Raw genomic sequence first — 17,255 nt, 5'->3', positions numbered from 1 at the left:
TGGAACGCGCCGGGGAAGCCCCGCGCCCCGAACGACATTGGGAGCTTGAGAGATGGCTGAGGCCTATATCGTCGCCGCAACCCGCACCGCCGGTGGCCGCAAGGGCGGCCGCCTGCGCGAATGGCACCCGGCCGACCTGGGCGCGGTGGTGCTGAACGAGCTGGTGGACCGCACCGGCGTCGATCCGGCGGCCGTCGAGGACGTGGTCATGGGCTGCGTGATGCAGGTCGGCGAGCAGTCGACCAACATCGCCCGCAACGCCGTGCTGGCCTCGAAGCTTCCGGAAAGCGTGCCGGGCACCTCCGTCGACCGGCAGTGCGGCTCCTCCCAGCAGGCCCTGCACTTCGCGGTCCAGGGCGTGATGTCGGGCACCCAGGACATCGTCATCGCCTCGGGCGTCGAGAGCATGACCCGCGTGCCCATGGGCCTGTCGGTCAGCCTGCCGTTCAAGGAAGGCTTCGGCGTGCCGAAGAGCCCGCGGATGGAGGAGCGCTACCCCAACATCCAGTTCAGCCAGTTCATGGGCGCCGAGATGGTCGCCGAGAAGTATGGCCTGACCAAGGACCAGCTCGACGAGTACGGCTACCACTCGCACCAGCGGGCGATCGCGGCCACCCAGGCCGGCGCCTTCCGGGACGAGATCGTCGCCGTCGACGGCAAGGACGCCGAGGGCAATTCGGTGCGCCACGACAGCGACGAGGGCATCCGCTACGACGTCTCCATCGACGGGATGCGCGGCGTGAAGCTGCTGCGCGAGGGCGGCCGGATCACCGCGGCCACCTCCAGCCAGATCTGCGACGGCGCGTCCGGCGTGATGATCGTCTCGGAGAAGGCGCTGAAGGAGCACAACCTCACGCCGATGGCCCGCATCCATCACCTGTCCCTGCTGGGCCACGACCCGGTGATTATGCTGGAAGCGCCGATCCCGGCCGTGGAGCGGGCCCTGCAGAAGGCCGGCATGAACGTCGACGACATCGACCTCTACGAGGTCAACGAGGCCTTCGCCTCGGTGCCGGTGGCCTTCCTGCAGAAGCTCGGCGCCGATCCGGACCGCCTGAACGTCAACGGCGGCGCCATCGCGCTCGGCCACCCGCTCGGCGCGTCCGGCACCAAGCTGATGACCACCCTCGTCTATGCCCTGAAGAACCGCGGCAAGAAGTACGGCCTGCAGACCATGTGCGAAGGCGGCGGCATGGCCAATGTGACCATCGTCGAGCGGCTCTAGCCCTTTCCGGCGAAATGCGGTTTTGAGGGACGGCCGGGGGAAACCCCGGCCGTTTCTCGTTCGAGGGGGAAGAATCATGGCCGGCCGCATCATCGCGATCACCGGGGCGTTCGGGGTCCTGGGTTCCGTCGTGGCGGAGGCCGCCGCCGCCCAGGGCGCGCGCCTTGCCCTGATCGACTACGCCAAGGATGCGCCGGCGGGCGTCCCCCTCAGGCCAGGACGCGTTCGTCCAGGGCGGCGTGGACCTGGCCGACGCCGTGGCCGCGGGCGCGGCGATCGACGCGGCGGCCGAGCGCTTCGGCGGCCTCGACGTGCTCCTCAACATCGCGGGCGGCTTCACCTGGGAGACGGTGCAGGCCGGATCCTGGGGAAAGCTGGCCGGGCATGTACCGGCTGAACGTGCTGACCGCCACCAACGCCTGCCGCTCGGCGATCCCCCCACCTGAAGCGCTCGGCGGCCGGCCGGATCGTCAACGTGGGGTCCAACGCCGCGCTGAAGGCCTCGCTCGGCATGGGCGCCTACGCCGCCGCCAAGGCCGGGGTGCACAGCCTGACCCAGGCCTTGGCCGAGGAACTGAAGGGCGACGGCGTGACCGTCAATGCGGTCCTGCCCTCGATCATCGACACGCCGGCCAACCGCAAGGACATGCCCGACGCCGACCCCTCGGCCTGGGTGGCGCCCGACGACCTCGCCGCGGTGATCCTGTTCCTGGCGAGCGAGGCGGCGAGGGCGGTGACCGGCGCGCTGCTGCCCGTTACCGGCCGGGTCTGACACGGGCCTTGGCGCCGCGCACGTCAACCGGCGTAAGCTGTCGGCCTGACAGGGGAGGACCGTCATGATCGGCTACGCCACCATCGGGGCCAACGACCTCGAACGCGCCAAGACCTTCTACGACAAGGTGCTGGAGCCGCTCGGCGGCAAGCGCATCTTCGCCAACGAGCGGATGCAGTTCTACGGCGGCGGGTCTGCGCCCGGCATGCTGGCCGTCTGCAAGCCCTACGACGAACAGCCGGCCAGCGTCGGCAACGGCAGCATGTTCGGCCTGAACGCCGCCACCCGCGAGGCGGTCGACGCCGCCCACGCCGCTGCGGTAGCCGCCGGCGCGACCTGCGAGGGGCAACCGGGCCTGCGCACCGAGACCTTCTACGGCGCCTACTTCCGCGATCTCGACGGCAACAAGATCTGCGTCTTCAAGATGGGCTGAAGCTAGGCGTCCTCGGGCTCGGGGGCTGCCCGTTCGAGCGGCAGCTCCAGTTCGCAGACCAGTCCGGTTTCCCGCCAGTCGAGGCGGGTCTCTCCGCCCAGCGGCCCTTCGAGGGCCCTGCGCAGCATGCTGGTGCCCAGTCCGCGGCGGGAAGGCGTCGCCACCGGCGGGCCGCCGACCTCTTCCCAGACGATCCTGAGGACGCCCCCGTCCCGGCGCCAGGCCACCCGCACCTTGCCGGCCGGGACGGAGAGCGCGCCGTACTTGGCTGCGTTCGTCGCGAGCTCGTGGAGGGCCATGGCGATGGCCTGGGCCGCCGCCGGAGGCAGGGCCACCTCGTCGCCCTCGATGCTGACCCGGGCGGTCTCGCCCAGGCTAAACGCCAGCAACTCCTCCTCGACCAGGCGCCGGAGGTCGGCGCCTTCCCAGCGGGCCTCGGCCAGCAACTGGTGGGCGCGGGCCAGCGCGCTGACCCGGCCGACGATCACCGCCTTCAGGGCCTCCACGTCCTCCGCCTTGCTGAGCGTGACGGTGCCCTGGACGACGGCCAGCAGGTTGTTGGCCCGGTGGTCGACCTCGCGGGCCAGCAGCTTCAGCCGTTCCTCGGCGTCCCTGCGGTCGGTGACGTCGAGGACGACGCCGACCGCGCTCTTCGGCGCGCCGTTCGGTCCCATCTGGAACTCGGCGCGGATCAGCAGCCAGCGGCTCTCGCCGTCCGGGCGGATGTAGCGCATCTCGGTCTCGGCGAACCGGTCCCCGCGCGCCAACGCCTTGCGCCCGCCGACCCGGGCCCGCTCCAGTTCGCCGGGCGCATAGCGGGCGTTGACCTCCTCGAGCGTCGGCCGGGCGTCGTCCGGGAAGCCCAGGATCCGGTTGAGCTCGGGGCTGTGCGACAGGCCGCCGGTGGCCGCGTCGGCGTGCCAGACAGCCATCCGGCCGGCTCCGAGGGCGAGCCGGAGCCGGGCTTCGGACCCCTCCAGGGCGCGCTCGGCCTGTTTGCGGGCCGTGATGTCCTGGATGGTGCCGACGTAGCGGGTCGCGACGGACTGGCCGTCGCGATCCTGAAAGATCGCGCGGCCGCGGGCGAGGATCCAGCGCTCCTCGCCGGCCGGGGTGATGATCCGGTATTCGTAGGGGGTCTCATCGCGTACCGCCGGGTCGCGGGCGCGTTCCGACTGCGCCCGGGTCCAGGCGACGTCGTCGGGATGGGTCAGGGCGCGCACCATCTCGAGCGTTATCGGCTTGTCGGGCGTGAAGCCGAAAATGGCGCGGGCCTCGGGCGAATAGATCATTTCGCCGGTGGCGATCCGCCAGTCCCACACCCCCCACCTCGCCGGCGGAGGTGGCGAGGTCGAGCCTCGCCTGGCTCTCGCGCAGCGCGGCGAGCAGGGCCTCGCGCTCCCGAAGCTGCGTCGCGCTCTCCCCGGCGAACCGGAGCGCCGAACCGCGGTAGGCGTCGCCGACCAGGACGATCAATCCGGCCGACAAGGCGTAGATGAGGACGTTCACCATCGCCGACGGGTGCTCGGCGGCGAACGAGAAGCGCGGCTCGACGAAGAAGTACCAGGGCCCCAGGCCGCCGAGGACGAGCGCCATCAGGCCGGCGCGGCGCCCGGCCAGCATGGTGGCGGCGAGAACGGCGGGGAAGGAGAGGGCGAAGGGCAGGATCCCGGGCGACACGACCTCCAGCGCCGAGCGCAGGGCCATTGCCGCCGCCACCAGGACCAGGGCAAGGCCGGCTTCCGCGACCAGCTTGGGGACACCCAGGCGGCCTGGCAGGTCGAACTCGGTCAGACGGCGGATCAAGCGGGGCCTTGGGCGCAGGGCGGCGGAGCGTTCGGGCGGGGTCTGACTTCGCCGCCGTTTGGCGGCCGGGTCAAGGCTGCGGGGCGTCCGGCGCCACCCGCCAGATCACCCCCCACGTCGTCGGCGACCAGCAGCGCACCCTGCTTGTCGACCACCACGCCCACGGGCCGGCCCTGGATCTTGTCGTCGGCGTTCAGGAAGCCGCTCAGGAAGACCTGCGCCGGAACCTGCGGTCGCCCGCCCGCGAAGGGGACGAAGACCACGCGGTAGCCGTTCAACGGCTTGCGGTTCCACGAGCCGTGCTGGCCGATGAACGCCCCGCCGCGGTACGGCGCCGGGAAGGCCGCGCCCTTGTAGAAGGCCAGGCCGAGGGAAGCTGTGTGGGGGCCCAGGCCGTAGTCGGGCGTCAGGGCCGAGGCCACCATCGCGGGGTTCTGCGGCTTCACCCGCTCGTCCACGTTCTGGCCGGCGTAGCTGTAGGGCCAGCCGTAGAAGCCGCCGTCCTTCACGCTCGTCAGGTAGTCCGGCGGCAGGTCGGGCCCCATTTCGTCGCGCTCGTTGGAGACCGTCCACATGACGCCGGTGGCCGGCTCGAAGTCGAGGCCGTTCGGATTGCGGATGCCGCTGGCGAACACCCGCGAGCGCGCCGTGGCGATGTCGAACTCCCAGATCGCGGCGCGGCCCTGCTCGTTGTCCATGCCGTTCTCGCCGATGTTCGAGTTCGAGCCGACGGTGGCGTAGAGCTTCGCGCCGTCCGGGCTGGCGACGACGTTCTTGGTCCAGTGGTGGTTGATGGGCGGGCCGGGCAGGTCGAAGACCTTCGTGCCGCTTCCCTGAACGGCGGTGGCGCCGGGCTGGTAGGGGGAAGGCCACCACGCCGTCCGAATTGGCGACATACAGCAGGCCGCCCACCAGGGTCATGCCGAACGGCTGCTTCAGGCCGGTGGCGAAGTCGGTCCGGGTCTCGGCGACCCCGTCGCCGTCGGCGTCGCGCAGCAGGACGATCCTGTTCGGACTGGGCTTGGCCGAGCCCACCTTCTTCATCAGCATCTTCTGGAAGAAGCCCCGGATCCCCTGGTTGGACTTGCCCGCCTTGCTGGGTTCCGATGCGCTCTCGGCGGCCAGCACGTCGCCGTTCGGCAGGACGTAGAGCCAGCGCGGATGGTCGAGGCCCTGGGCGAAGCGGATCACCGTGAAGCCCGGCGGCGCCGTGGGCGCGGCCCCGTCCGGCCAGCCGACCACTTCGGGGACCCCCAGCATCGGCAGCAGGCTCGTCTGCGGCTTCGGAAGCGGCGGGTTGGGGCCGAAGCCCACCAGGGGATCGGAGGATCCCGGGCTGGAACAGCCGGCCAGCGCCAGCGCGCTGGCGCCGGCCACGATCAGAACGCTGCGCATGGCCCCATCCTCCCTGGTGGATTCAACCCACGGCCAGCTTGACCGGTTTCAAGGGTGACGTCGCGGCGCCGTTGCGAACGCTCCGCCATCGGGTCCAGGCTGGCGGCCGGGAGGATTCCATGGACCTGAGGCTCACGCCGGAGATGGCGGTGTTCCGCGACGAGGTGCGCGCCTTCCTGGCCAACCATGCCGACGAGTATCGTGACGGCCAGGCGAAGGACGTGCTGGCCTGGCAGCGCCTGCTGATCGCACACGGCTACGCGGCGCGGACGATCCCCAGGGCCTACGGCGGCTTCGGCGCCGAGCCGGACGTGCTGAAGGCGCGGATCATCGCCGAGGCCTTCATCGCCGCCGGGGCGCCGCGCGGCATCGCCAACCAGGGCGTCTCCATGCTGGTCCCGACGCTGCTCGAGGTGGGCTCCGAGGACCAGAAGAAGCGCTGGATCGGGCCGACCCTTCGCGGCGAGGTGGTCTGGTGCCAGGGCTACTCCGAACCGGGCGCGGGCTCCGACCTCGCCAGCCTGCAGACCAAGGCGGTCGAGGACGGGGATGACTTCATCATCTCCGGTTCGAAGATCTGGACGAGCACGGCGCACGCCGCCCAGATGATGTTCTGCCTGGTGCGCACCGAGCCCAACGCGCCCAGGCACGAGGGCATCAGCTATGTCCTGATCCCCATGGACACGCCGGGGATCGAGGTCCGGCCGCTCAAGACCATGACCGGCCAGGCCGAGTTCAACGAAGTCTTCTTCACCGACGTCCGCGTGCCTCAGGCCAATGTGGTCGGCGGCCGGGGCCGCGGCTGGTTCGTGGCGAACACCACGCTGAAGCACGAGCGCGGGATGCTGGGCGATCCCAACGCCACGGAGGCCCGCCTGAACAGCCTGATCGAGGTCATGAAGACCGAGACGGTGGATGGCGAGCGGATCCTCGACAACCCGGTGTTTCGCGACCGGCTGATGCAGCTTCAGGCGCGGGTCTTCGCCATGAAGTTCAACGGCCTCAGGATCATGACCGACGACACCGCGGGGCTCGCCCGGCTGGTCGTCAAACTGCAGGGGTGCGAGCTGAACCACCAGATCGCCGCCCTGGCGATCGATGCGCTCGGCGAACTCGGCGTCCTCTACCACGACGGCCCCCACCTCAGGGCCAAGGGGCGCTGGCAGTGGAACTACATGTTCGACCTCGGCCTGATCATCGGCGGGGGCACGGCGCAGATTCAGAAGAACATCATCTCGGAACGGGGCCTCGGCATGCCGCGCGAGCCCAGCAGCAGGGCGGCGTCATGAGGTTCGCGCTCTCGGAGGACCAGCGGATCCTGCAAGCCAGCCTCGGCAGGGCGCTGGCGGAGCTTTCGCCTCTGGACCGGGTGCGGCGGTTCGCCGATGGCGGCGAACAGACCGCACCCGACATCTGGCGGGGCCTGGCGGAGCTGGGCCTGCCCGGACTGCTCGTCCCGGGGAGTACGGCGGCCTGGGCCTGGGCCTCGTGGAGGCCGCCTTGGCCGCGGAGGCCCTGGGCGCAGCGGTGGCGCCGGCGCCGTTCCTGGGGTCCGTCCTGGGCGCCGCTGGCGCTCAGGGGCGGGACAGCCGAGCAGCGGGCGCGCTGGCTGCCGAAGCTGGCCGGCGGCGAGGCGACCGCCGGCGTGGCGATCTCGGAGGTCGTGGCCGGCGCGCGGGACGGAGCCGGGGTCACGGCCGAGGGTGGTCGGCTGACCGGCAAGGCCCTCTTCGTCATCGACGCCCCCGGCGCCCACCTGCTGATCGTCGCCGACCGGACCGGCGCGCTGCACCTCGTCGAGACCCCGCCGGCCCCGGTGGAGATGCCGAACATCGACGCCACGCGCCGTCTGTCCGAGCTGGTGTTCGACGGAACGCCAGCCGAGCCGCTGGGCGGGAACGACGGCCTCGCCCGTCTGCGCGACGCCGCCTGGGTGCTGCTGGCCGCCGACAGCCTGGGCGCGGGGCAGGTCATGCTCGACAAGGCCGTCGCCTACGCCAAGGAGCGCAAGCAGTTCGGCCGGGTGATCGGCTCGTTCCAGGCGGTGAAGCATCTCTGCGCCGAGATGGCCGCCGAACTGGAGCCGGCGCGGGCGCTCGTCTGGTACGCCGCCTACGCCTTCGACAATCCCGGAGACGTGGCCCCGGAGGAGGCGACCGTCATGGCCGCCCACGCCAAGGCGCACCTGTCCGAGATCGGCCGGTTCGTGGCCCGCACCTCCACCGAGGTGCACGGCGGCATCGGCATGACCGACCTGCTCGGCCTGCACTACTGGTTCAAGCGCATCGGCCTGAACCGGCAGCTCCTGGGCGGGCCCGAGCGGGTGCGCGAGGCCGCCGCCCGGGCGCAGGGGCTGGTTGCGGCCTAGGCGACCGGCGGGCGTCAGTCTCGGTCGACGTGCTCCGGCTTGCCCTTGCGCTTGGTGTGGGCGAACTCCTCGAGCTGCTTCTCGGTCATGGAGTCGGCCATCTGTTTGGAGGCGCCCTTGAGCTTCGACTTCGGCGTGTCGCCGCGCTTGGCGGAGAGCGCCGCGCCGGCGGCCTTCTGCTGGGCGGCGGATTTGGCGGGCATGGCTTGTCCTCCTGGCTGGACCGGGCGATGAGTGCCCGGCGCCGACGGGAAACCCGCGGGCGCCGCGGCCGGTTCACGGCCGCGAGGAGGATCCGGATTTGACCAGCCAGGCCGCGCTCACCGACCGTCGCCGGCGGATGCCCCGCCTGCGCGTCAAGCTGCGCGAGCTCTATCATGGCGACAGCCCCGGCGCGGTCCGCTTCCGCTACGGGGTGCTGATCCTCGATCTGATCCTGATCGCCTTCTTCATCGCCGCGCCGTTCCTGCGGGAGTATCCGGTCTTCCTGGTGATCGACTACGCCGTGGCCTTCGTGCTCTGCCTCGACATCGCGGCGCGCGCGCTGGCCTCGTCGAGCTTCCAGGGCTGGCTGATGCGGCCGATCCTCTGGGTGGATATCTTCGTCCTCCTGACGCTGCTGTTCCCGATGTGGCTGTTCAACCTGGCCTTCCTGCGCGTGCTCCGCCTCTGGTCGCTGGTGCACTCCGACTTCTTCTGGGAGACCGTCGGCCGCCGCTTCGACGACACGCGCTGGGAAGATTCCGCGAAGGCGCTCGCGACGCTGGTCACCTTCATCTTCGTGGTCACCGGCTTCGTGTACGCCAGCTTCGCGCGCGAACATCCCGGCATCACCGGCTACGTGGACGCCCTCTATTTCACCGTCACCACGCTGACGACCACCGGCTTCGGCGACATCACCCTGCCGGGCACGTGGGGCAAGCTGCTGACCATCTTCATCATGCTCTCGGGCATCTCCCTCTTCGTGCGCTTCGCCCAGACGCTCTTCCGGCCCTACAAGGTGCGCTTCACCTGCACGACCTGCGGACTCCTGCGCCACGACCCGGACGCGGTCCACTGCAAGGCTTGCGGCAAGCTGCTGAACATTCCCAACGAGGACTAGTGGCGTAATCCCCATCGTTACGATGGGGATTTCACAAGAGTGTCACAAGGCGCTGATAGGCCGCCGCAATCAACGGAGCCCAACATGCGACTCACTCTCCTCCTGACCGCCGCGGCGGTCGCGCTCACCGCCTGCGGCCAGCAGCCCGAGCCCAAGGTCGACGCCCAGGTCAGCGGCGGCGGCGGCGCCCGTAACCAGGTGTGGGCGGCGGGTTCGTCCACGGTCTTCCCGTTCGCCACGCGCGTCGCCGAGACGGTCGGCCGGACGACCGGCGGGACCGCGGCGAAGGTGGAGAGCCTGGGCACCGGCGGCGGCATCAAGCTCTTCTGCTCCGGCACCGGCGCGGGCTTCCCTGACATCGCCACGGCCTCGCGCGCCATGAAGAAGTCCGAGTGGGACGCCTGCCAGGCGGCCGGCGTCACCGAGATCGTCGAGCTGAAGTTCGGCTTCGACGGCATCGTCGTCGCCGACGCAAAGTCGGCCCCGACCTTCGCCGTCACCCGTGAGCAGATTTACAGGGCGCTGGCCGCCGAGCTGCCGCAGGGCTCGGGCTTCGCGCCCAACACCGCCGCCACCTGGAGCGCCGTGGCGCCCGGCCTGCCGAACGAACGGGTCCTGGTCTACGGCCCGCCGCCGACCTCGGGCACCCGCGACGCCTTCGTCGAACTCGCCATGGAGAAGGGCGCCGAGAAGCTTCCGGCCATGGCGGCCCTGAAGAAGTCCAACGAGGACGAGTTCAAGGCCAAGTCCCATACGCTGCGCCGCGACGGCGCCTGGGTCGACGCCGGCGAGAACGACAATGCCATCGTCCAGACCCTGGAGAAGACGCCTGGCGCGGTCGGCGTGTTCGGCTACTCCTTCCTCGAGAACAACCTCGACAAGGTGAAGGCGGCCAGCGTCGAGGGCGTCGCCCCGACTTTCGAGACCATCTCGAACGGCAGCTACCCGCTGGCGCGCTCGCTCTACATCTACGTGAAGAAGGCCAATGTCGGCGTGACGCCCGGCCTGCGCGAATACGTCAACGCCTTCGTCTCCGACGCGGCGGCGGGCAAGGGCGGCTACCTCCAGCAGCGCGGCCTGATCGCCCTGCCGCAGGCCGAGCACGAGCAGGTGAAGGCGACCGCCCAGGCGCTGACCCCGATGGCCGCGCCGACCAAGTAAGCGGCCCTGGGCCCCGGCCCAGAGAAACTGACTGGCGGCCGCCGCTGAATTCCTACAGAACTGGTGGAGATTTAGTCTCCATCAGTTCGAGGACTTCAGGGCATGTCGCTTTCGGACCCGCCCACCGTCGCCGTGGTCGGCGGCGGCTTCAGCGGCCTTCTTACCGCGATCCATCTCCTGGCGCGGGATCCCCGCCTGGTCGTCCGGCTGGTCGAGCGCGCGCCCCGGTTCGGTCGCGGCCGGGCCTACCAGACCCAGCATCCCGACCACCTGCTGAACGTGCGGGCCTCGAACATGAGCGCCTTCCCCGACCAGCCGGACCATTTCCTCGAATGGCTGGCGCGGGAGGACGGCGGGGGGCCGACACCTTCGTCAGCCGCGGCCGCTATGGCGACTACCTCCAGAGCCTGCTGCGGGACGAGGTCAGCGCCCCGAGCCGCGCCGGCCGCTTCTTGCTGGAGGCCGATGAGGCGGTGGCGCTGCAGCGCACGGGCGAGCGGTTCCGGGTCGCGCTCAGCGTCGGCCGCAGCTTCGAGGCCGATGCGGTGGTGCTGGCGCTCGGGCTGCTGCCGCCCGCTCCGCCGCCCGGTGCGACGGCCGAGGTGCTCGCCCACCCGGCCTATGTGGCCGATCCCTGGCGGCTGGACCCGGACACCGCGCCGGAGGGCGACGTCCTGCTGCTCGGCTCCGGCCTGACGATGGTGGACGTGGCGCTCAGCCTGGCCGGCGACCGCCGCCGGCTCACCGCCCTGTCCCGCCACGGACTGGTGTCGCGCAGCCACGGGCCGACCGCGACCGCGCCGCCGCCGGAGGGGGCCCTCGCCACGCCGCGCGCGGCGCTGCGCACGCTCCGGACCCAGGCGGAGAAGGTCGGCTGGCGCGCCGCCGTCGACAGCATCCGCCCGCTCACCGCGGACATCTGGCGAAGCTGGTCGATCGCCCAGCGTCGGCGGTTCCTGCGGCACGCCCGCCCCTGGTGGGACGTCCACCGCCACCGGATGGCCCCGGTCATCGCCGCGCGCCTGTCCGGCCTCGTGGTCTCTGCCGAGCTGGAGGTGCTGGCGGGCCGTCTCGAGTCGGTGGACACGGCGGGGGAGGGGTTCGCCATCCGCTACCGGCCGCGGGGCGAGCGCCAGGCCGCGAGCCGGCGTTTCGCCGCCGTGGTCAACTGCACGGGCCCGCGCGGCGACCCTGAGGCGGTGAGCTCCGGCCTGATCGCCGACCTGCGCGCGCGGGCGCCCTGCGGCGCGATCCCCTGGGTCTGGGCCTCGACGTGGACGACCACCTGCGGGTGATCGGCGCGAGCGGCGCGCCGACGCCAGGTCTCTACGCGGTGGGGCCGCTCACCCGCGCGGCGGTCTGGGAGGCGCTGGCCGTCCCCGACCTGCGCAACCAGACCGCCGAGGTCGCCGCGACGGTGGCCGCCGGCCTCGGGCTCCGGCGAGCCGCCTGACGTCGGCGGGGTCGGTCGCGGTCTCAGCCCGGCGCCATGGTCCCGGCCTTCAGCGCTTCGGCTGGTTCATCGCCCAGGTGACGCCGTAGGGGTCGACCAGCTCGCCATAGGTGTCGCCCCAGAACATCACCTGCGGCTCCACCTTGCCGGTGCAGCCGGCGTCGATGGCGCGTTTCCACCAGCCCTGGATGTCGTCGTCCGGGATCATGATCATCACGCTGAACGCCTGCGGCGCGACCTTCTCGAAGCCGTGTTCCGGGTAGAAGTCGCTGAGCATCAGCGAGCCGCCGTTGATGTAGACGTGCGCATGCATGGTCCGGCCCTGTTCGTCCGGCGGGATGATCGAGGCGATCTCCGCCCCGAAGGCCTTCACGTAGAACTCCGCCGCGGCCTTGGCGCCGTCGACGTTGAGATAGGTCACCAGCCCGCCCTTCACCGGGACCTGGGCGGCGGCTTCCGGGGCGGCTTCGAGGGTGTCGCTCATGTCGGTTGTCTCCCTTTTCCATGGCGGCCCTGGCCGGGCCGTCCCAAGGACGCACGGGCCGGGCCTGCGCCGACACAGCTCAGCCGGCGGGCGCGGCGGCCATGCTCCATTCGGTCTCGATGGCGACCGCGACCTCGTCGCCGACGCCCATGCTGGTCCCGGGCGCCGGCACGCCGTAGCCCATGCCGAAGTCCGAGCGCTTGAACGCCCCCTTCGCCGAGAAGCCGACGCGCGCGCCGCCGGGGTCCATGCCGCCGGGCGGATAGCCGCCGTTGAAGGTCGCCTCCAGGGTCACGGGCCGGGTCACGCCATGCAGGGTCAGGTCGCCGGTGACCCGGGCGGCGCGCGGTCCGGTCGGCTCGACCTTGGTGGAGCGGAAGGTGATCTGCGGGTGTTTGCCGACGTCGAACCATTGGGCGCCCAGCAGCTCGGTCTTGAAGCCCGCCGGCGGGGCCGGCAGGTCGAGCGAGGCGACGTCGATGGTCGCCTCGACGCTCATCGCCGCCGGGTTCGCGGGATCGAACTGCAGCGCGCCGCCGAGCTGGTCGAAACCCGCCGTATAGTTCGAGAACCCCAGGTGGCTGACCTGGAACGTCACGGTCGAGTGCGTCGGGTCGAGGGCGTAGCGCCCGGCCGGGGCGGTGATCGGTTGGACGGCGTTGATCTCGGCCAGGGTCTTGGGCGCGCCGGCCGCGGGCGCGGCCGCAGCCTGAGGCTCGGCGGCCTTCTCGGCGGGCGGGGAGCAGGCCGTGAGCGTGAGAGCCGCGCAGGCCAGGAGACGCAGACGCATGGGGAACTCCTCCTTGGGACGTATCAGCCGGCTGCGCGTGTCGCGCCGGCCCGGCTTTCCTCGATCAGGCGGTCGAGGTGCTTGCGGATATGGGCGGCCTCGGCGGCGGTGTTGGCGAGCGCGATGGCCTGGTCGAAGGCCGCCTTGGCCTCCTGCTCGCGGCCGAGCTGCAGGAGCAGCGCGCCCTTCACGCCGAAGAAGTGGAAGTAGCCCGAGAGCCGACCGGCGAGCGGCTCGATCATCTCCAGCGCCGCCTCGGGGCCCTTGACCTTCATCACCGCCACGGCGCGGTTCAGGGTGACGACCGGCGAGGGCTGCATGCGCTCCAGGGCGGCGTAGAGCAGGTCGATCTGCGCCCAGTCGGTGTCGTCGAACCGCTCGGCGCGGGCGTGCAGCGCGGCGATCGCCGCCTGGGCCTGGTAGGGGCCGGGCCTCGAATGGCGCATGGCCTTGTCGATCAGGGCCAGGCCCTCGGCGATCAGCTGGCCGTTCCACTGCGACCGGTCCTGGTCCTCCAGGAGGACGATCTCGCCCTCGGCGTCGAGGCGGGCGGGCGTGCGCGAGTGCTGCAGCAGCATCAGCGCTGTCAGGCCCATGATCTCGGGCTCGGCCTGGAACATCCGGAGCAGCAGGCGGCCCAGCCGGATCGCCTCGTCGCAGAGCTGGGCCCGCTCGGCGTTGTCGCCCGCCGAATAGCCCTCGTTGAACACCAGATAGACCATGGCGGCGACGGCCCCGAGCCGTTCGGAGCGTTCGGCCGGGCCCGGCGTCTCGAAGGGCGCGTCGCCGCCGGCCACGATCCGCTTGGCCCGCGTGATCCGCTGCTCCATGGCCGCCTCCGAGACCAGGAAGGCGCGGGCGATCTGCTTCACGCTGAGACCCGAGACGATCCGCAACGCCAGCGCGATCTGCTGGGTGGCCGGCAGGTCCGGATGGCAGCAGATGAACAGCAGCCTGAGGACGTCGTCCCGGTAGTCCGCGCCGTCCAGCCGCTCGGCCATCGGCGTCTCGACGTCGTCGAGGTCGGACAGCCGTTCCTCGTCGGGCAGCGCCTCGAGCCGCGCACGCTTGCGCACCCCGTCAAGGGCGGCGTTGCGCCCGACCAGGATCAGCCAGGCGGCCGGGTCGCGCGGCGGCCCGTTTTTCGGCCAGTTCTTCAGGGCCCTCAGGCAGGCGTCCTGGAACGCCTCCTCGGCGGTCTCCAGATCGCGGAAGTAGCGCAGCAGGGCGCCCACGGCCTGGGGACGGGCGGCCGTGATGGCGGCGTCGATCCAGGCCAGGTCGGTCATGCGGTCTCCGTGGCCTCGGCCGCGACGGTCTCGGCGGTGACGGGAGAGAAGACGCCGACGGGCCGGATCTCGTAGCAGCCGGTCGACGGGGTTCGCCTTGGCCAGGTCGCGGGCGATGCCGAGGGCCTCGTCGAGGCCGGCCACGTCGACGATGTAGAAGCCGAGGAGCTGTTCCTTGGTCTCCGCGAACGGCCCGTCGAGCACGAGGTCGTCGCGGCCCTTGCGCAGGGTGGTGGCCGCGGTGGTCGGCAGCAGGCGGGCGACCGGCCCGAGCTTGCCTTCCCGGGCCAGTTTGGTCTGCACGACGGCAAGCCTGGCCATGCAGGCGTCGTCCTCCTCCTTCGTCCAGGAGGAGACGCTGGCTTCGTCGTCGTAGCAGAGGATGGCGTAGAGCATGGCGGTCGGGCCTCGTTCGAGCGTAGGACGCCCAAGTATGCCCCGCCCCGACAGCTCGGGGCAGAAAAATGCCCGGGGCCGGTCCTGCGCCGGCGCGGCCTGCAGCCTCCAGCGCCTTGCCGCCGCGCCGGGCTCAGAGGCCGATCGGTCCGCCGCGGGTGGTCATCCGGGCACGGCGGGGTTAAGCGCGGTGCATGGCTCCCCGCCGACCTCCCGCGCCGCCGGACAGCAACCTCGCCGTGCCCGTGCTGCTGCTCATCGTGTTCGTCAGCCTGATCGGCTTCGGCGTGGTGATTCCGCTGCTGCCCTTCTACGCCAGCGTGTTCGACGCCTCGCCCTGGCAGGTGACGCTGATGTTCGCGAGCTTCTCCGCGGGCCAGTTCCTGGGCGAGCTCACCTGGGGCCGGCTCTCGGACCGGATCGGGCGGCGGCCGGTGCTCCTGATCACCATCCTGGCTTCGGCCGCCGGCTATGTGGCCCTGGCCTACTCGCCGACCATCTGGATCGCCATCCTGGTGCGCGGCCTGGCGGGCTTCTTCAGCGGCAACATCTCCACGATCCAGGGCTACATCGTCGACGTGACCCCGCCCGAACGGCTGCCCGGCCGACTGGGGCTTGTGGGCGGCGCCTTCGGGGTGGGTTTCGTCGTCGGCCCCTGGCTGGGCGGGGTGCTGGCCCGGCCCGAGCTCGGGCCGCCGGCTTCCATCCGCCGCTGCTGGTGGCGGCGGGGCTCTGCCTGGCGGCGACCGTCGGCGTCGTCGCCTTCGTGCGCGAGAGCGTGCGGCACGAAACGGCCCAGTTCGGCCGCCGGCCGGGGCCGCTCGCCTCCCTGCACGAAGCCTGGTCCGACGCCGTCCTGCGGCGGCTGATCGGCATGACCTTCATGGGCTTCGCCTCGTTCTCGGCCATGTGGGCGATCTTCGGCCTCTGGGGCGAGGCCCGCTTCGGCTGGGGCCCGAAGGAGATCGGCCTGGTGATGGGCGTGACCGGCGTGGCCGCCGCGCTCAGCCAGAGCTTCCTGTCCGCCGCCCTCGTGCGCCGCATCGGCAGCGTGTCCACCATCGTCGCCGGCCTGCTGGTGACCAGCGTCTTCCTCCTGGTCCAGGCGGCCTCGCCCTGGGTGTGGCTCTGCGTCGTGGCCATGACGCTCGCGGTCACCGGCCACACCATGACCCAGCCGGCGACCAGCACCCTGATCTCGCAGGCCGCCACCCCCGGGCCGCCAGGGCGCGATCCTCGGCGCCAACAACGCCGCGGGGTCGGCGGCGCGGGTGGCGGGGCCGGTGATCGCCGGCGTGCTGTTCTCCAGCACGACGTCCTGGGCGCCGATCGTCTTCTCGGCGCTCGGCATGCTGCCCGCCGCCTGGCTCGCCTGGCGCGCGGGGCGGCAGATCAGGCTGAGGGCCCGGGGCTAGGGCCGGCGCCCGCTTCCGCGGCGGGCACGATCCCGTCGGCCAGCAGGCGGTGCAGGGCGCCGATGTGGTCGCCTTCCCGCGGCGCGTAGGGGTCCGAGGTCATCACCACGGTCAGCCGGAGGTCCGGCACGATGTAGAGCATCTGGCCGCCATAGCCCCAGGCGAAGCGCACGTCGTGGCCGCCGGCCTCGCTCAGGAACCAGCCATAGCCATAGGAATTGCCGCTCCACGGCGAGACCGTGCGCGGCCGCCAGCTCTCCGCGATCCACGCCTCCGGCACGACCTGGCGGTCCCCGACGCGCCCGCCGTTCCGGTAGAGCTCGCCGAAGCGCGCCAGCGCGCGCGGGGAGAGCAGCATGTCGTTGCCGCCGAAGTAGATCCCTTGCGGATCGCGGGGCCAGGCCGGGATCTGGACGCCCAGCGGCTCCCCCAGCCAGTCCTGCGCCAGCGCCAGGGTGCTGCGGCCCGACGCCCGGGTGAGCATGGCCGAGACGAGGTGGGAGCTGCCGGTCGAATAGAGCATCCGGCCGCCGGGCTCGTCGACGAAGGGGCGGCCCAGCGCATAGCGCACCCAGTTGGGGCTGGAGACCCAGCGGCCGTAGTTCGCGCCCGACGTGCGGTCGAGACCCGCCTGCATGGACAGCAGATGCCCGACCGTGAGGCGCTGGAGTCGGGGATCGGGATTGGCCGGCGCATCGCGCCCGAGCACCGAGAGCACCGGCTGTTCGGCGCCTGTCAGGACCTCTTTCGAGATGGCGATCCCCACCAGCGCCGAGAGCACGGATTTCGAGGCCGACTTGACGTTCACCGGCCGGTCCAGCGGCGGGCCGCCGTTGAACCGGTGCTCGGCCAGGGTCTCGCCGTCCCGCAGCACCACGAGCGAACGGAGGCGGGGAAGCTGCGCGGCGTCGCGGACGACCTGCTGCATGCGGCTCGCCTCCAGGCCGCGTGTCGGCGCCGCCGGCGACGAGGCCTCGGTGCGCGAGGACGAGACGCTTTCCGCCGAGCATCCGCTCGCCCCGGCGACCGCAAGCGTCAGCGCAAGGACGATGGACCGTTGAAGCATGGATGCAACTTGGGGACCGGATTCCTCCGTTGAAGGCCCGCATCCGCGAAAAGCGCCGTCGGCGGGACCCTCGAACGCATGAGCCGCGCGCGTCGGCCTT

20 protein-coding genes and 2 pseudogenes are annotated in these 17,255 nt (G+C 71.5%); 14 read left to right on the top strand and 8 right to left on the bottom strand.

The features are described 5' to 3' along the window. The first annotated feature begins 52 nt into the window (after positions 1 to 52). From LRS04_RS24670 to LRS04_RS24655, 4 genes are all read left to right on the top strand, one after another. Positions 53 to 1,225, top strand: a complete 1,173-nt coding sequence (locus LRS04_RS24670) for an acetyl-CoA C-acetyltransferase (RefSeq protein ID WP_257818715.1) — start codon at positions 53 to 55, stop codon at positions 1,223 to 1,225. Between the two features lie 188 nt (positions 1,226 to 1,413). Continuing rightward, positions 1,414 to 1,671 (top strand): hypothetical protein, encoded by a 258-nt coding sequence (locus tag LRS04_RS24665; protein WP_257818714.1) that lies wholly within the window; start codon positions 1,414 to 1,416, stop codon positions 1,669 to 1,671. A 29-nt stretch (positions 1,672 to 1,700) separates the two neighbouring features. After that, positions 1,701 to 1,997: an SDR family oxidoreductase gene (locus LRS04_RS24660; RefSeq protein WP_257818713.1), complete on the top strand. Its 297-nt coding sequence runs from the start codon at positions 1,701 to 1,703 to the stop codon at positions 1,995 to 1,997. A gap of 64 nt (positions 1,998 to 2,061) precedes the next feature. Further along, positions 2,062 to 2,430: a VOC family protein gene (locus tag LRS04_RS24655; protein ID WP_257818712.1), complete on the top strand. Its 369-nt coding sequence runs from the start codon at positions 2,062 to 2,064 to the stop codon at positions 2,428 to 2,430. A 2-nt stretch (positions 2,431 to 2,432) separates the two neighbouring features. Here LRS04_RS24655 and LRS04_RS24650 read toward each other — a convergent pair whose 3' ends face one another. Genes LRS04_RS24650 through LRS04_RS27300 form a run of 3 tightly spaced genes read right to left on the bottom strand, consistent with a single transcriptional unit; the run spans position 2,433 to position 5,132 of the window. Next, positions 2,433 to 3,668, bottom strand: coding sequence for a PAS domain-containing protein (locus LRS04_RS24650; RefSeq protein WP_374577321.1), 1,236 nt, complete (start codon positions 3,666 to 3,668; stop codon positions 2,433 to 2,435). Beyond that, complete coding sequence (locus LRS04_RS24645; protein ID WP_257818710.1) at positions 3,571 to 4,236, bottom strand: DUF4118 domain-containing protein; 666 nt, start codon at positions 4,234 to 4,236, stop codon at positions 3,571 to 3,573. Before LRS04_RS24645 ends, LRS04_RS24650 begins: the two co-directional genes overlap by 98 nt. Next, positions 4,233 to 5,132, bottom strand: a complete 900-nt coding sequence (locus LRS04_RS27300) for a PQQ-dependent sugar dehydrogenase (RefSeq protein WP_308238228.1) — start codon at positions 5,130 to 5,132, stop codon at positions 4,233 to 4,235. Before LRS04_RS27300 ends, LRS04_RS24645 begins: the two co-directional genes overlap by 4 nt. A 23-nt stretch (positions 5,133 to 5,155) precedes the next feature. Here LRS04_RS27300 and LRS04_RS27295 point away from each other — a divergent pair, with 23 nt between their 5' ends. The 3 genes from LRS04_RS27295 (at position 5,156) to LRS04_RS24630 (ending at position 7,999) form a co-directional block, all read left to right on the top strand. Continuing rightward, positions 5,156 to 5,386, top strand: coding sequence for a hypothetical protein (locus LRS04_RS27295; protein ID WP_308238227.1), 231 nt, complete (start codon positions 5,156 to 5,158; stop codon positions 5,384 to 5,386). Positions 5,387 to 5,750: 364 nt separating this feature from the next. After that, positions 5,751 to 6,920: an acyl-CoA dehydrogenase family protein gene (locus LRS04_RS24635; RefSeq protein ID WP_257818709.1), complete on the top strand. Its 1,170-nt coding sequence runs from the start codon at positions 5,751 to 5,753 to the stop codon at positions 6,918 to 6,920. After that, positions 6,917 to 7,999, top strand: coding sequence for an acyl-CoA dehydrogenase family protein (locus tag LRS04_RS24630; RefSeq protein WP_257818708.1), 1,083 nt, complete (start codon positions 6,917 to 6,919; stop codon positions 7,997 to 7,999). Before LRS04_RS24635 ends, LRS04_RS24630 begins: the two co-directional genes overlap by 4 nt. Before the next feature lie 14 nt (positions 8,000 to 8,013). On the opposite strand, the gene LRS04_RS24625 is transcribed toward LRS04_RS24630, so the two are convergent. Beyond that, positions 8,014 to 8,202 carry a DUF3008 family protein gene (locus LRS04_RS24625; RefSeq protein WP_257818707.1) on the bottom strand — a complete coding sequence of 63 codons (189 nt, stop codon included), beginning with the start codon at positions 8,200 to 8,202 and terminating at the stop codon, positions 8,014 to 8,016. A 137-nt stretch (positions 8,203 to 8,339) separates the two neighbouring features. On the opposite strand from LRS04_RS24625, the gene LRS04_RS24620 reads away from it, so the two are divergent. The 4 genes and pseudogenes from LRS04_RS24620 (at position 8,340) to LRS04_RS24600 (ending at position 11,715) form a co-directional block, all read left to right on the top strand. Next, positions 8,340 to 9,101, top strand: a complete 762-nt coding sequence (locus tag LRS04_RS24620) for an ion channel (RefSeq protein ID WP_257819247.1) — start codon at positions 8,340 to 8,342, stop codon at positions 9,099 to 9,101. Positions 9,102 to 9,185: 84 nt separating this feature from the next. Continuing rightward, positions 9,186 to 10,262, top strand: a complete 1,077-nt coding sequence (locus tag LRS04_RS24615; protein ID WP_257818706.1) for a substrate-binding domain-containing protein — start codon at positions 9,186 to 9,188, stop codon at positions 10,260 to 10,262. A 102-nt stretch (positions 10,263 to 10,364) separates the two neighbouring features. After that, positions 10,365 to 11,557, top strand: a pseudogene (locus LRS04_RS24605) (FAD/NAD(P)-binding protein). After that, positions 11,536 to 11,715, top strand: a complete 180-nt coding sequence (locus tag LRS04_RS24600; protein WP_257818704.1) for a hypothetical protein — start codon at positions 11,536 to 11,538, stop codon at positions 11,713 to 11,715. Before LRS04_RS24605 ends, LRS04_RS24600 begins: the two are co-directional and overlap by 22 nt. 49 nt (positions 11,716 to 11,764) lie before the next feature. Here the strand turns inward: LRS04_RS24600 and LRS04_RS24595 are convergent, their stop codons facing one another. From LRS04_RS24595 to LRS04_RS24585, 3 genes are all read right to left on the bottom strand, one after another. Further along, positions 11,765 to 12,199 carry a glyoxalase/bleomycin resistance/extradiol dioxygenase family protein gene (locus tag LRS04_RS24595; RefSeq protein ID WP_257818703.1) on the bottom strand — a complete coding sequence of 145 codons (435 nt, stop codon included), beginning with the start codon at positions 12,197 to 12,199 and terminating at the stop codon, positions 11,765 to 11,767. 79 nt (positions 12,200 to 12,278) lie between these two features. Next, positions 12,279 to 12,989: a YceI family protein gene (locus LRS04_RS24590; RefSeq protein ID WP_257818702.1), complete on the bottom strand. Its 711-nt coding sequence runs from the start codon at positions 12,987 to 12,989 to the stop codon at positions 12,279 to 12,281. A gap of 23 nt (positions 12,990 to 13,012) precedes the next feature. After that, positions 13,013 to 14,674, bottom strand: coding sequence for a sigma-70 family RNA polymerase sigma factor (locus LRS04_RS24585; protein WP_374576976.1), 1,662 nt, complete (start codon positions 14,672 to 14,674; stop codon positions 13,013 to 13,015). A 194-nt stretch (positions 14,675 to 14,868) separates the two neighbouring features. Between LRS04_RS24585 and LRS04_RS24575 the strand changes: the two are divergent. Continuing rightward, positions 14,869 to 15,339, top strand: a pseudogene (locus LRS04_RS24575) (MFS transporter); the annotation flags it as partial. A 53-nt stretch (positions 15,340 to 15,392) separates the two neighbouring features. Then, positions 15,393 to 16,178, top strand: a complete 786-nt coding sequence (locus tag LRS04_RS24570) for an MFS transporter (RefSeq protein WP_257818700.1) — start codon at positions 15,393 to 15,395, stop codon at positions 16,176 to 16,178. Here LRS04_RS24570 and LRS04_RS24565 read toward each other — a convergent pair. Beyond that, on the bottom strand, positions 16,067 to 17,017 hold the full coding sequence (locus tag LRS04_RS24565) for a serine hydrolase (protein ID WP_257818699.1): 951 nt from the start codon (positions 17,015 to 17,017) through the stop codon (positions 16,067 to 16,069). The genes LRS04_RS24570 and LRS04_RS24565 overlap by 112 nt on opposite strands. Between LRS04_RS24565 and LRS04_RS24560 the strand changes: the two genes are divergently transcribed. Continuing rightward, positions 17,016 to 17,150 (top strand): hypothetical protein, encoded by a 135-nt coding sequence (locus tag LRS04_RS24560; RefSeq protein ID WP_257818698.1) that lies wholly within the window; start codon positions 17,016 to 17,018, stop codon positions 17,148 to 17,150. The genes LRS04_RS24565 and LRS04_RS24560 overlap by 2 nt on opposite strands. Positions 17,151 to 17,255: the final 105 nt, after the last annotated feature.

This window comes from Phenylobacterium sp. J367 (assembly GCF_024699985.1).
Classification (GTDB): domain Bacteria; phylum Pseudomonadota; class Alphaproteobacteria; order Caulobacterales; family Caulobacteraceae; genus Phenylobacterium.
The sequence above is the reverse complement of the archived record's forward strand: the minus strand, read 5'-3'. Positions and strand labels throughout refer to the sequence as shown.